This is a genomic window from Shewanella chilikensis (assembly GCF_002836945.1).
Classification (GTDB): Bacteria; Pseudomonadota; Gammaproteobacteria; order Enterobacterales; family Shewanellaceae; genus Shewanella; species Shewanella chilikensis.
The window spans coordinates 82,560-96,418 of the sequence record NZ_NIJM01000007.1; the positions used below are offsets into that span (position 1 = coordinate 82,560).

The 13,859-nt window shown below is 53.1% G+C and carries 14 protein-coding genes; 4 read left to right on the top strand and 10 right to left on the bottom strand.

Annotated elements, in window-relative coordinates; genetic code table 11:
* The first annotated feature begins 276 nt into the window (after positions 1–276).
* A complete protein-coding gene (locus CX651_RS04110; RefSeq protein ID WP_101053802.1) occupies positions 277–726 on the top strand; it encodes a GNAT family N-acetyltransferase in 450 nt (149 codons plus the stop codon).
* A 2-nt stretch (positions 727–728) separates the two neighbouring features.
* Here the strand turns inward: CX651_RS04110 and CX651_RS04115 are convergent, their stop codons facing one another.
* The 3 genes from CX651_RS04115 to CX651_RS04125 all read right to left on the bottom strand — a co-directional run bounded on the left by CX651_RS04115 (position 729) and on the right by CX651_RS04125 (position 6,403).
* Positions 729–2,093, bottom strand: coding sequence for an L-serine ammonia-lyase (locus CX651_RS04115; protein WP_101053806.1), 1,365 nt, complete (start codon positions 2,091–2,093; stop codon positions 729–731).
* A gap of 15 nt (positions 2,094–2,108) precedes the next feature.
* A complete protein-coding gene (locus tag CX651_RS04120; RefSeq protein ID WP_101053809.1) occupies positions 2,109–3,422 on the bottom strand; it encodes an aromatic amino acid transport family protein in 1,314 nt (437 codons plus the stop codon).
* Positions 3,423–3,841: 419 nt separating this feature from the next.
* Positions 3,842–6,403 (bottom strand): acylase, encoded by a 2,562-nt coding sequence (locus CX651_RS04125; protein WP_101053811.1) that lies wholly within the window; start codon positions 6,401–6,403, stop codon positions 3,842–3,844.
* 231 nt (positions 6,404–6,634) lie between these two features.
* Here CX651_RS04125 and yjjX point away from each other — a divergent pair, with 231 nt between their 5' ends.
* Together yjjX and CX651_RS04135 are read left to right on the top strand one after the other, a co-directional pair.
* Positions 6,635–7,171 (top strand): inosine/xanthosine triphosphatase, encoded by a 537-nt coding sequence (gene yjjX, locus CX651_RS04130; RefSeq protein WP_101053814.1) that lies wholly within the window; start codon positions 6,635–6,637, stop codon positions 7,169–7,171.
* A 238-nt stretch (positions 7,172–7,409) separates the two neighbouring features.
* Positions 7,410–8,387 (top strand): bifunctional helix-turn-helix transcriptional regulator/GNAT family N-acetyltransferase, encoded by a 978-nt coding sequence (locus CX651_RS04135; protein WP_101053818.1) that lies wholly within the window; start codon positions 7,410–7,412, stop codon positions 8,385–8,387.
* A gap of 5 nt (positions 8,388–8,392) precedes the next feature.
* Here CX651_RS04135 and CX651_RS04140 read toward each other — a convergent pair whose 3' ends face one another.
* The 7 genes from CX651_RS04140 to rplU all read right to left on the bottom strand — a co-directional run bounded on the left by CX651_RS04140 (position 8,393) and on the right by rplU (position 12,555).
* The gene (locus CX651_RS04140) at positions 8,393–8,782 is read right to left on the bottom strand and encodes a DUF3718 domain-containing protein (protein WP_101053820.1); all 390 of its coding nucleotides are present in this window, start codon (positions 8,780–8,782) and stop codon (positions 8,393–8,395) included.
* Between the two features lie 132 nt (positions 8,783–8,914).
* Entirely contained in the window at positions 8,915–9,397 is a 483-nt protein-coding gene (gene folA, locus CX651_RS04145) for a type 3 dihydrofolate reductase (protein ID WP_101053823.1), read from the bottom strand.
* Between the two features lie 23 nt (positions 9,398–9,420).
* Positions 9,421–9,888: a threonine/serine exporter family protein gene (locus CX651_RS04150; protein WP_263619378.1), complete on the bottom strand. Its 468-nt coding sequence runs from the start codon at positions 9,886–9,888 to the stop codon at positions 9,421–9,423.
* The gene (locus tag CX651_RS04155) at positions 9,888–10,649 is read right to left on the bottom strand and encodes a threonine/serine exporter family protein (RefSeq protein WP_101053828.1); all 762 of its coding nucleotides are present in this window, start codon (positions 10,647–10,649) and stop codon (positions 9,888–9,890) included. The genes CX651_RS04150 and CX651_RS04155 overlap by 1 nt, the downstream gene beginning before the upstream one ends.
* A 23-nt stretch (positions 10,650–10,672) precedes the next feature.
* Positions 10,673–11,839, bottom strand: a complete 1,167-nt coding sequence (gene cgtA, locus CX651_RS04160; RefSeq protein ID WP_101053831.1) for an Obg family GTPase CgtA — start codon at positions 11,837–11,839, stop codon at positions 10,673–10,675.
* Positions 11,840–11,974: 135 nt separating this feature from the next.
* The gene (rpmA, locus tag CX651_RS04165) at positions 11,975–12,229 is read right to left on the bottom strand and encodes a 50S ribosomal protein L27 (RefSeq protein WP_011760936.1); all 255 of its coding nucleotides are present in this window, start codon (positions 12,227–12,229) and stop codon (positions 11,975–11,977) included.
* Positions 12,230–12,243: 14 nt separating this feature from the next.
* Entirely contained in the window at positions 12,244–12,555 is a 312-nt protein-coding gene (gene rplU, locus CX651_RS04170; RefSeq protein WP_025012063.1) for a 50S ribosomal protein L21, read from the bottom strand.
* Positions 12,556–12,828: 273 nt separating this feature from the next.
* Between rplU and ispB the strand changes: the two genes are divergently transcribed.
* Positions 12,829–13,800, top strand: a complete 972-nt coding sequence (gene ispB, locus CX651_RS04175; RefSeq protein ID WP_101053833.1) for an octaprenyl diphosphate synthase — start codon at positions 12,829–12,831, stop codon at positions 13,798–13,800.
* The last annotated feature ends 59 nt before the right edge of the window (positions 13,801–13,859 follow it).

Sequence of the window (13,859 nt, forward strand, 5' to 3'; positions counted from 1 at the left end):
ATATTTGAAAAAGAGAGGGGCCATTTCCTTGGCAGATGGCCGAGATCAGACATCAAGGCCGGTGCGCGAGTTTAGCACAGAGCACCTTCCGCAAGGATGATCTATATCACGCTGCCCGGTTCCTGAGGGAGTAACCATGAGTTGGCACTTGATAATCCGAGCAAAGCCGGAAGTGACACTTTTGATCCAGTCCCCTTTGCGCCTACACCTGACTGCTGATAAATTGTGCCCCGCCCCACAAACACTCCGAAGCAAACAGAACTCAAAGGAATAATTATGCTGCTAAGAAAAGGTACCCCAAAAGACACCGAGGCCCTGGTGGCCTTCAACCAGGCGATGGCACAGGAAACCGAAGGATTGGCACTGGATAGCGACACCCTGAGCCGTGGCGTCAGCACTCTATTGGAAAACCCCGCCAAAGGTTTTTATCTGGTGGCGGAGATCGATGGAGAGATTGCAGGCTCCTTGATGGTTACCTATGAATGGAGTGACTGGCGCGCCGCCGACTACTTCTGGATCCAGAGTGTCTATATCAAACCCGAGCACAGACGCAAGGGGATCTACCGCGCCCTGTATCAGGAGGTCAAAGCGCTGGCAGAGCGCCAGGGGGGCGCCGCCAGCTTCAGGCTCTATGTCGAGCAGGAAAACTCTCGTGCCCAGCAAACTTACCAGTCACTGGGCATGAGTCAGAGCCACTACTTGATGTATGAAGAAAAGCCCACCTAAGTTCAGGCGCAGATACTGGTAACCTTAATGGCCAGGCCACCCTGACTGGTTTCCCGGTACTTGGCGCTCATGTCCTTGCCGGTTTCATACATGGTGGCTATCACCTTATCCAGGCTGACTCTGGGCTCACAGTTACGCCGCAGCGCCATTCGGGCCGAGTTAACCGCCTTCACGGCGGCAATGGCGTTACGCTCAATACAGGGCACTTGAACCTGCCCGGCGACAGGATCGCAAGTAAGCCCCAGATTGTGCTCCATGCCGATTTCGGCCGCCATACACACCTGGGCTGGGCTGGCTCCCATCAGCTCGGCCAAACCGGCCGCCGCCATGGAGCAGGCAACCCCGACCTCACCCTGACACCCTACTTCGGCACCCGAGATAGAGGCATTACGCTTGTAAAGCCCACCTATGGCCGCGGCGGTCAGCAAAAAGCGACTGTACTCCTTCTGCCCCAAAGGACGAATGAACTTGTCAAAATAGGCCATCACGGCCGGAATAATCCCGGCCGCTCCATTGGTCGGCGAAGTCACTACCCGACCACCGGCCGCATTTTCCTCACTGACCGCCAGGGCAAACAGGTTCACCCAATCGACTATGACCATAGGATCGCTGGAGAGACGCTCCCCGGTTTGCAATTGCCGCAACAGTGCCGGTGCCCGCCTTGGCACTCTCAATGGCCCGGCCAGAATCCCTTCGGTATGACATCCCTTGTCGATGGCTTGCTTCATTGTGTGCCAGATATTGCCAAGACCGCGGTAGATGCGCTCCTCTGGAGCCAACGCCTTTTCATTGGCCAGCATCAGCGCACTGATACTCATGCCGTGTTCGCGGCACAGTGCCAGCAACTCTTCGGCATTGGTAAAGGGGTAAGGTAAGCTCTGCTCACTCGCAACTTGTTTACCAAAGTCGGCCTCTTCCACCACAAAACCACCGCCGATGGAATAGTAGGTCTTGCTGGTCAATACCAGCTCACCGGCCCAGGCGGTGAGCCGCATGGCATTTTCATGCAGCGGCAGGGTCTCACTATGAAACTGCACGGCATCGGCCGGAAAGGCCACCTTGTGCCCGTGTCCGAGCACGAGTTCACCACAGGCCTGCACCTGCTGGATAAATGCCGGGATCGCATCTATATCCACAGCCTCCGGACTATTGCCCGCCAACCCCATAATGATGGCGATATCTGTATGGTGGCCCTTGCCGGTCAGCGACAGTGAACCATAAACATCGACACTTACCCGGGTTAGCCGACTCAAACGTCCTTCAAGATGCAGCTGCTCGACAAAATCCCGCGCCGCCTTCATAGGGCCTACAGTATGAGAGCTGGAAGGGCCCACACCTATCTTGAAAATATCAAAGGTACTGAACATGCTCACCTCAGTAACTTATCCTTGGAAGAAGGAGTAAAAAATGGCGGTCATGGACATCAAACCGGCCACTATCACAAAGATGTTGCTCAAACGACCGCGATAGGCTTTGAGTGCCGGTACTTTGTAAACAGCATACATAGGCATCAGGTAGAGAATGGCCGCGATCACTGGGCCGCCCAGAGCTTCAATCATAGTCAGGATACTGGGGTTGGCGATTGCCGCGCCCCAAACAGTCAGAAACATAAACAGCTGAATACCGCGATTCAGCCCCTTGTCGCTGCAACGCTCTCGAACGAATGGCAACTGTTTGGAGGCAATTCCCTTCAACCCTTCAGTGGCTCCCAGATAGTGGCCAAAGAAAGAGGAAACTATGGCCACAAACGCAACAACCGGCCCCACATAGCTGATAAACGCACTGTCATGGATATTGGCCAGGTAAGACAAAATCGGCAAGTTGGATGCCTTGGCTTGTGCCAGCTGTGCCGGACTCATGGCCAGTACACAGGAAAACACAAACAGCATCACAAACCCCAGCAACATCATGGCAGTATTACGCAAGATCATATCGGCCTTCTTGGCCGCATTGGCGCCATGTTCCCGCTTCAGTGATACCGCAAACTGGGAAATTGCCGGAGAATGGTTAAAGGAGAAGATCAACACAGGGATGGTGACCCAAACAATACCGAGAAACTCTCCGGCCGAAGGAACCTGCATCAAGGCATCCAGCTTCCAATCGGGAATGAGATAGAGCGACATAAACAGCAAGATGCCAACCAGAGGATAAACCAGGAATTGAGTCACTTTGAGCATCAGCCGCTCACCGGCCACCATCACGGCCATCATACCGGCAATCAAAGCACCGGACAGTAACCAACGCGGCAAAGATGCCATCCCCAATTGATGCACCATAAAACTGTCAACCGTATTGGTAATACTCACGCCATAAATCAACACAATGGGGTAGATGGCCAAAAAATAGAGCCAGGTAATGGCGCGACCTGCGCCAACACCGAAGTACTCCTCGACCACTTGAGTGATATCACTGCCTTCAATCTTCGAGGCACAAACAAAGCGAGACAAGCCCCGGTGAGAAAGATAGGTCATGGGACCTATCAAAATGGTCAGCAACAACAGCGGCCAAAAACCACCGAGACCGGCATTCATAGGTAAAAACAGGATCCCGGCGCCCACGGCAGTGCCAAACAGACTCAGCATCCAGGTGGTATCCTGGGCCGTCCAGGCCAGTGAGCCTGACACTTGTCCCTTTCCCGGTGTGGTGGGGGTCAGTACTGCGTCTTGAACCTGCGTACCTGTGATCTCTTGTTGCATAAGGATTACCTTAACTTCGGCTTTAATTGGCGGCAAGCATAGCCAATCGCCCACCAAAGAAATTGATCTGAACCGCCATTCACGACACTGAACTTGAGCTCTACGTCATAACTGGGATCCAGATCGGCCTTTGGCTGTAATAAAATTTCAATTAAGCAACAAGTTGATTCCACCCCGCAAAGCCGTGGAAACACAGACGCTACCTTGAATGTCAGCCGGTAAAGCATCAGGTTTGCAGAGAAAAACAGCAACAGAGATCACCGGCACGTTCGAGATAAAAATATGACATGACTCAACAAGGCTGAATTAAAACCCGACAGTGGTCACGGTCCAAGTTGTAATTTTATTAACAAACCGGCAGCAGGCAAAAAAAATGCCGCTCATCGAGATGAACGGCATTGAAGCTGAAAGAATAGCGCTTAACGCTCGAGCGTCAGTTCCATCTTGGATACGGTTGCCGCATCAATATCCGCTTCTTTGAACAGCAAGGGGCGGAAACGTTTCTCACTGGAGTAGAGCGCGGTCTGATCGGCAAACTCGGGACGCAGAATATTGCTGGTCTCTGAGTAGGTCAGTATCCCTCTCGCCTCCGGGCCCTCATCGGTAAAGCTCACCGCCATCATCCAGCTGGAGCCATAACGAACCTGATAGCCCTTGGCGCTCAGACCGGAATCCAGCGCTTTGCCGCTCAGAATATCGGTTGCCGGAGCGTAAGAGTGCTGCGGGATAAGCGTGTCGTCACCACTGGTCTTGGTGGAAAATACGTTGAAACCACCCTCGGCATGATGACTGCCGGGCCAGGGCAAACGCACGCCACTGGCACTGCCATCCGGCAATGAACGCTCGACAAACTGCACACTGCCAAGGGGCGCATCAACGGCAAAACCGGCCGCTTCCAGGTTGAGCGCGGCATGTGCCAGCGCAGTGAGCGCCGAACCGTCAGGACTCAGCCCTGTGGGAGTGGTCGCCGGCTGCAAATAATCAAAGCCTTGGGTCAACATGGTTTTGTCATTGAACAGGTGGGCGAATTCCCGAAGCAAGGCGCCGCCTTTACTGTCGTTGTCCTGATGACCATTCCAGGCCTTGAGCGCCGCGCAGGCAGCGCTGATATCCTTGGCAAGGGTACCGACCATTACAGGTTCACTGCCCTTGGCCTCGCACTGGGCAATCAGATCATCCAAAACCATTTCGGCCAGATAGCTGCGGTTGTTGAGCACTGCCGCCTCCAGTTCATCCAGGTTGAACTTGCCATCACTACCGGCGGCATCACCAAGCAGCTTGAGCCCCATGCGGGTTCTCATGCTCAGTTGGCCACGCTCCGGGCCATACATGGGGGAGAAATACTCCAGCGGCTCGGCCGGGTTGGTAGACCAGAAGGAGTTGTTGGAGTTTTGTACAAAGTCTGTGCGTTCCAACTTGGGCGCCCGCTCGAAAGGCGTGGGGCCATCGAAAGCGAACAATGAGGTATTGCCCGGCAATATGGTAAAGCCTGCCTGCGCCTTGGCCGCCTTGATCTCAGGGGAAGTCTTCAGCAATACCACAGCCGCCTCGGATAATCCAGGCACGGTAGAGTCATCGATATAGAAGGCGTTGCCTTCCCTGTCGGCATACATGGTGTTGTTGAAGATCATGCCGTCATAGTCTTTAAATGCCTGCACAAACTCCTGCTTGTTGGCGGCCATGTTCATCGCCAGCCAGTGATCCACGGGATCCATGGTCGCCATGTTGGCATCCTGCAACATAAAGGCCTGGCCATCATCCCAGCCAAAAGGTGCCTGGGTGGCAGGCGCTTCGACTATAGGTCCCTTGGGAGTGGTATAGATATCTTTTTCGGCTACCAGCATACCCGCCGGACCGGCATTGACCAGCACCTGCACGGTTTCCTTGCTGATAGGCATAGGCTCACCGTCAAACAGATACTGCATTCGGTCGCCGGAAACCAGCTCCAGATTATAGACCACAAAATGTTCGGCGGTGGAGAAGGTATGGGTCCAGGCGAGATCTTTGTTGAAACCAATATTGATTGGGCCCGGCATGCCTACCAGAGAGCCGCCCATCACATCCAGGTGACCGGGAATGGTGGCATGGGACTGCCAGAACCTCAGGTTACCCGTATGCGGGAAGTGCGGGTTCCCAAGCACCATGCCCTTGCCGTTTTCCGTCTTGTCTTTGCCAAGGCCCCAGCCGTTGGAGCCCAGTTCACCCGGGTTGGTCTCCGGGGTTGAAATATTGGCGGCTCTGGCAATCAGCTTGCTGTTGATGTCATTGACAAAAGCGGTCTGGGCGGCAGAGGCCGGAGCCGGGCCGACTATTCGCGGCAGATATTCATCACCATCACCCGGATTGGCGTAAAAAATAAGATCCAGGAAGTTGGCCGCCCCCGGTAACAGGGCAATTGAAAACAGGTAGGTCACCACATCTTCAGGTTCAATAGGCTTGACCCAGGGTTGCCCGGCACAGAAGGGCTCGGCCTGTTGCTTGCCTTCGGCCACATCGCTTAAATACCGGTTATAGCCGGCGACAAACCCGCTGATCAGTGCCCGGGAGTTTTCGCTGAATTCAGGCCATTTGACCTCGGCCTGAGCTCTGACCTTGAGCGCCTTGTAGGCAAAGTCGGAGATCAGGTTGCCATTGTCTTCCCGGGCCGGGATCCCTGTGGTGAAGTCCAAGCTGGCATGGGGGCCGAAATACATGGAACGCTCTGAGTTGGCCTTAACAAAACCATCGGCCAGGATACACAGATTATCCTGAGCCTGCACATAGCCGTTACCGAATCCCAGGCTTTCCAAATTGTCGGCTTGAATATGAGGTACACCGAAACTGGTGCGCCGAACGCTGACCGAGAGCTTGCCGTCCGGTGCAAATGCCTGCAGTGTGTTATCGACCGGAGGCGGGTTCTGATCATTATCGTCATCCGAACAGCCAACGAGTGCCAGGGTGCCTGCCAGCCCCATGGCGTACATGAGTTTGTTGAATTTCATTATAATTATCTCTTTTTTAATGCCATTTATCCGACAAGGCCCAGCCCCTTGAACAATACAACTCCCCAAAGCCATACGGGTTTGTCGTGGCGCCTATGTCGTGTCCCTCGGTGCATCTTGCGTTGTGATTTATGGCGCGTCACAATGACGCCCAACTCAAGGTCACACCTCCGACCATTTAAACAACGATTCAAACGCCCGTCTACATTAAAGATCCATTAAAAAACAAATATGAAACAAAAACAGTTACAGATAGTGGTGGGTTCCACCAACCCGGTGAAAATCAAAGCCGCCGAGAATGCGGTTCGCGCCCTGCATCCCGACGCCGAAATCCACTGCCAAGCCATGAAGGCGCCATCCGGTGTGGCGGAGCAACCCATGACAGATGCCGATACCCGCCAGGGAGCCATCAACAGGGTCGAATGGTGCAAAGCTAATGCAGATGCCGATTACTATCTGGCAATGGAAGGTGGGGTGGATGATTTCCCCCAGGGGCCGGCCACCTTTGCCTATGTCGTCATAGCCACCAAAGAACGCCTCTGCGTCGGCCGCAGTGCTCACCTACCCCTGCCGCCCAAGGTTTATGCCGCGCTCAAGGCCGGTGAAGAGCTGGGGGATGTGATGGATTCGCTGTTCAATACCGTCAATGTCAAACAGGCAGGTGGCGCCATAGGGCTCTTGACCCAAGGGCAAGCTACTCGCGAGAGTATTTATCACTCGGCCTTGCTGCTCGCATCGGCGCCACTGCGTTACCCGGAGCTTTACTGATACCAGTCACCACTGTTATTAATAGGTGCTGTTACCAATGAGCAGCGCAATCAATCACAGTGGTGTTTACATTGACCGGCTTCCGCTCATTTCTTCCTATTACCTGTGAAGATGCCCGGCCCTTGCCCACCCAATCCATGAAACAAGCTGTTGCAAATAGATACAGACTGAGCTAACTTGAACTTAGCATTAGTTGCTTGTCGCAACCAATTTATCTTTTTGCGAGGTAACCCCTTAGATGTCCCTCAACATAAAGCCTCATGTCACTGAAACCGGCAATCAGCAAGAATCACCTCAGGATGATCTGACCCAGGTCAGTCCTGTACTTAGACAACTGTCACGTCACCTGGTACGGCAACTGGGCATGTTATCCGGCGCCTGTGGGCAACTGCCGCTGACCCCGGTGCAGGCACACACACTGCTGGAGCTGGGACAAAAAGATCTCAGTATCAAGGAGCTGGGAAACCTGCTCAATATCGATAAATCCAATGCCAGTCGTGCCGTCAGTCACCTGGTCAAGAAACAACTTGTGCAAACCAAGGCCAATCCCAGGGACAATCGCTGTCTGCAGGTCAGCCTAACCCCTGCCGGTCATAAGATGCTGAAACAGTTGGATACTCAGCAAGATAACCAATTTGCGGACATTCTTGCCCAGTTGGCACCGAGCGAGGTGACCCAACTGGAAGCCAGCCTGCGCTGCTACAATAAGGCGATTACCAAAGCCAAGAGCCAACAGGGGGTGGTCATCAGGGCACTACAGGCAGCAGATGATGCCGAGTTGGCCGCCGTGATACGCGCAGTATCGGCCGAGTATGGCCTGACTCCCGATAAGGGCTACAGTGTAGCCGACCCGACCCTGGATCACCTGAGTCGCCAATATAGTCAGCCAGGCAGCCAATATTGGATAATTGAAAAACAGCAGCAACTGCTTGGCGGTGCAGGTATCGCACCATTGCCCGGCGAAGAAGGCATTTGTGAGTTGCAGAAGATGTACTTTATGCCCGCACTGCGAGGCCTGGGGCTCTCCCGCCGTTTGGCACTGCAATGTCTCAGCTTTGCCCGCGAGCAGGGATATAAGGCTTGCTATCTCGAAACCACCCAACTGTTGCCACAAGCGCTTGGCCTCTACGCCAGCCTGGGCTTTACCACCTTACCCAAGCCCCTTGGCAATACCGGCCACAGCGCCTGCGAAATCCCCATGTTGTTGACGCTGTAACGAACTCAGCTGCCTAGGCGATCTTGGATGGCCAGGGTAATAATGCTGGCGCCAAAACCATTGGCGTCGGCCCAATCGACTATGGTCTTGCCGTCAGCTTCCACCACTTCCAGTTCGGTTTTTGACAAGCGCTTGGCAATAAACTCGCCGGTATCTTCGGCATTGCTGTGATAGGCAGTACGCAGCAGGCTTTCGCCGTCACAGGAGAGCCCGGAATAGATATTACGCAGCTTCACTCGGTTCTCTTTCAATTTCTTACGCAGGCGATTTTTGTCGTTGGACTTGACGTAATCACAGATACTGGCAGCCAAAAGATCTTCGGCTTTAGCAGTTGAAGGGGTTGACACTGAAGATACAGCAATCAGTGCAGCAATGGCCACGGGCAACAGGCGCATCTGACACTCCTTTTTGTAATAGTTATTAAAACCAAGAGTCCCCGGCAGACAAGTCTGCCGGGGACTCTTGGCATAAGGATCGCTTCGTGGCCGGTGCCACTCACGTTTCAGGGTTCAAAAGTCCGTTACAATTTAACATTTTCTAATCATATTGATAAAGCGAAAACTCAACCCATTTACACTGCTGCCACTTTCCTCATAAACTTGCTGCCAGCTGCCATCGTCCCATTCAGGAAAACGAGTGTCCCCTTCCACTTGTAAGTCTATCTCTGTCAGATACAGCCTATCGGCCTGAGGCAGGATTTCACGGTAGAGCTGACCACCACCTATTACCACCAACTCTTCGCAGTTTCCTGCCGCTTCCACTGCCTCTTCAAAAGAAGAAACCCGGGTAACACCTTCCGGGGCGTAGTCGCTCTGACGGCTGATCACTATGTTATGGCGTCCGGGTAGAGGACGACCTATTGATTCGAAGGTCTTACGTCCCATCACCACTGGCTTTCCCAAAGTCATCTGCTTGAAATGGCGCAAATCTTCCGGCAAGTGCCAGGGCATTTGGTTATCTTTGCCTATGACTCTGTCATGGGCCATGGCGGCAATCATGGCGATGCGCATATACGCTCCTTGTTAATATTGGATTAAATCACCGGGCGGGTACGGAAATACAACAGGCTGGGCATGGCAAGACCAACAGACAAAGCACCGAGAATAAACACGGTTTTCAGGCCATTGGTAACCACCTGCTCCCACAACTCAGTGCTGAGCTGTGACTGGGCGGTCAATTGCACCAGGGCAATCACAGTGTTGTAGGCATAAGAACCCGGGATCATAGGGATAATCGCCGCCACGGCATACAGCAGCGGCGGTGCCAGATGACGCCTGGCAAAGGCTATGGTCACCATGCCTATGATGCCGGCAGCGGCAAAAGTGGCCCACTCTATCGGCAAACCAAACTGCAACATCAAGGTCCGTGAGCTGTGGCCTATGGCTCCGGCCAGAGCACAATAAAGCAGATAACGCCTGGGAACATTGAACAACATGGCAAAGCCCATGGCGGGGATAGCCGAGAAAAAGGCATCATTCAGCAGCAACAACAGAGTATCCATCACAGGAAAATCCCCCCAAGCTGCATGGCAATGGTAATGCCTATCACGGAGGAGACTGTCATCAAGGTCGCCTGCCCCCAGCGGGAGATCCCCACATTCATATGCCCTTTAACCATATCCGATATCGAGTTGATCATCGGAAAGCCGGGAACCAGCATCAGCACAGAGGCCGCCATCGCCAGCTCAGGGGTTTGGGTCACAGGATAGAGATACCCCAACTGGGCTGCCAAGCTGGTGACGAAGGCGGTCACGGCAAAGTTCACCAACACATTGAAGTGACGTTGCGCCATGGCCAGGCGCACAAACATGCCAATCACAGAAGCAAAGAAAGTGATAAAACATGCGGCCAGATCACCACCGAATAGATGACAAAAACTGCCGCAAGAGAGGCCTATCATGGGGATAAGCAGCCACTTGGGGTAGGTTTTGGGTTGCAGTCTGGCGAGGCGCTTGCGGACTTCATTGGGGCCATACAGACCTTTTTCGGCCAGCAGGCAGATGCGCTGCAGCTCGCACACCACTGTCATATTGATGCCGTGCTCGCGAATGCGTCGGGTGGTGGTGATACAACGACCGGAAACCAAACTGGTGAGCACCAGCGAATTGGAGGAGATGGATAGCTCGACACTGGCCAAGCCAAGTGCCCGGCCCAGACGCTGACTGATCTCTTCAACCAGTTCAGATTCAGCGCCATAGGCCAGCAATAGCTGAGCAACCCGGACGACCTGCCGGGTGATATCGTTTTGGGTATCAGCGTACACAGGTGTTCAGGCTCGCTCAGATATTATCTTTGGTAAATAACCTCAACATCATAATCATCGTCGTCGAAGTCATCGTCGAACTCATCATCATAGTCTTCGTTGAGATCTTCCAGGCTATCCTGATGGTAGTTGTCCCATTTGAACTCAACATCGGCGTCAGGATCTTGTTGTTGCTCTTCCGCCGGCAGACTGCTGATAAAGTCATAGAGCTTTTCAGCCAGTTCCTTGGTGCCTTCACGGGTATAAGCCGAGATGGTGTAAACATCCCCTTCCCAGCCCATCTCCTTGACTATGCTGTCGACTCTTTCCTGCAGTTCTTCTTCCAGCAACAGATCTGTCTTGTTGAACACCAACCAACGTGGCTTGGAAGCCAGCTTGGGCGAGTATTTCTCAAGCTCAGTGACAATCGCCTTGGCCGCTTCGGCAGGACTCGAGCCATCAATAGGCTCAATATCCAGGATATGCAGCAATACACGACAACGCTCAAGGTGTTTGAGGAAGCGAATACCTAAACCGGCACCTTCGGCAGCACCTTCAATCAACCCTGGAATATCCGCCACCACAAAGCTCTGCCCTGGGCGAGGATTTACTACACCGAGATTAGGCACCAGGGTGGTAAAGGGATAATCGGCCACTTTTGGTGTCGCGCGCGAAACCGCCCGAATAAAAGTCGACTTACCGGCGTTTGGCATACCGAGCAAGCCCACATCTGCCAGCAGCATCAGCTCAAGACGCAAGCTGCGCACTTCACCTGGCGTGCCCAGCGTTTTTTGTCTGGGTGCACGGTTCACACTGCTCTTGAAGCGGGTATTGCCAAGACCGTGGAAACCACCTTTGGCCACCAACAGCTTCTGACCATGCTGGGTCAGGTCACCGAGTACTTCGTCGGTTTCTTCATCAACCGCCCGAGTTCCCACTGGCACCTTGAGCACCAAGTCCTGACCACCTTTACCGGTACAGTCGCGGCCTCGGCCGTTTTCACCGCGCTCAGCCATATGGAAACGCTCAAAACGGTAGTCAATCAGGGTGTTGAGGTTTTCGTCAGCTTGCAGATAAACACTGCCGCCGTCGCCACCATCGCCACCGTCTGGACCACCATCCGGCACGTATTTTTCACGTCTGAAGCTGACGCAGCCACTACCACCATCTCCAGCTTCAACTCTGATCACTGCCTCATCGACAAACTTCATACATACTCCTGGCACCACGGAATGAGGCAATTATACTGCCTAACCCTGCAAGGCGCCAAAAAACAGAAACTATGGCTCTCGCCCAAAACAAAAGCCCCACCAATGGCGGGGCTCAAAGCAATTCTGGTTTGAAGATTAATCTTCGATGCTAACGAACTTACGGTTGTTAGGACCTTTAACTTCAAACTTAACTTTGCCGTCAGTCAGGGCAAACAGAGTATGGTCACGACCGATACCTACGTTAACACCTGCGTGGAACTTAGTACCACGTTGACGAACAATGATGTTACCAGCCAGAACTGATTCGCCGCCGAAGCGCTTTACACCAAGACGTTTGCTTTCTGAATCGCGGCCGTTACGAGTAGAACCGCCAGCTTTTTTGTGTGCCATGAGTCAGACTCCTATTAAGCGTTGATAGCAGTGATTTTAACTTCAGTGAACCACTGACGGTGGCCCATTTTCTTCTCGTGGTGCTTACGACGGTTGAACTTTTGGATAGTTACCTTTTCACCACGGCCATGGCTAACAACAGTAGCCACAACTTTACCGCCTGCTACCAGAGGGGTACCCACCTGGACGTTTTCACCATCAGCGATCAGCAGAACTTGATCGAATTCGATAGTTTCACCAGTGGCAACTTCAATTTTTTCCAAACGAACAGTATGGCCTTCAGCAACACGGTGTTGCTTACCACCACTTTGAAAAACAGCGTACATAGCTATTTTACTCCGAAATTCTTAACACGCCGGCTCATCTCTATGAGGCTGGGTGCTACAAAAACTTTAATGACAATGGGCGCGGAGTTTACGCGAATAATCCCTTACAGGCAAGCCCTAATTGAAGCTCAAGAAAAAAAGACCGGATTAACTCGCACATTACTCCCTCTGCTACTGTCTTGTTCATTAATTTTAGGTAAACTTCGGTCTATTACAATACTTAAGCTTATCGGGAGCTGCCGATTCGGCGTTCCTTCATACCTAGAGTCTACTATGGATTTAACTGCTATCCGTCAGCTGGCTGACGCCGACATGCAAGCCGTCAATCAACTGATCTACAAACAACTCGAATCTGATGTTGCCCTGATCAATCAATTGGGGTTCTACATCATCAACGGTGGCGGCAAACGTATGCGGCCGTTACTGTCGATTCTGGCAGCAAGATCGCTCGACTATAGTGGTGAAGCACACCTGAAGCTGGCCGCTATCATAGAGTTTATTCATACAGCTTCACTGCTCCACGACGATGTGGTGGATGAATCCACTCTGCGCCGTGGACGGGAGACAGCCAATGCCCTGTTTGGCAACAGCGCCAGCGTGCTGGTCGGCGACTTTCTTTATACCCGCTCTTTCCAGATGATGACAGAGTTGGAGTCGATGAAGGTATTGCAGGTACTGGCCAACACCACCAACGTACTGGCCGAGGGTGAAGTGCTGCAGTTGATGAACTGCAACGATCCGGATACCACAGAAGCCAGCTATATGCGGGTAATCTACTGCAAAACAGCCAAACTATTTGAAGCCGCAACCCGTCTGGCCGGTGTGCTGGCCGGTTGCGACAGCGAAATGGAAACGGCGCTGGCCGACTATGGCAAATACCTGGGCACCGCCTTCCAGTTGACCGATGACCTGCTGGACTACACTGCCGACGCCGAAGAACTGGGTAAGAACATAGGTGACGACCTCGCCGAAGGTAAACCCACACTGCCGCTGATCTACGCCATCGCCCACGGTACAGAGCCACAGCGCCAGATGATCCGCCAGGCGATTGAACAAGGTGATGGCACCGAGCATATCGAAGAAATTATCAATGCACTCAACACCTGTGGCGCACTGGAATATACCCAGCAAAGGGCCTATGAAGAGGCCGATAAGGCCGTAGCGGCCCTTTCGGTACTGCCTGAGTCCGACTACAAGCTGGCGCTGATAAGCCTGGCTAAAATCGCCGTAGCCCGCAGTCACTGATAGGCTAAAGACGACGGATTAAAACCCATCAGTTGAATTTGTCGTTTAACCCAAGCAAA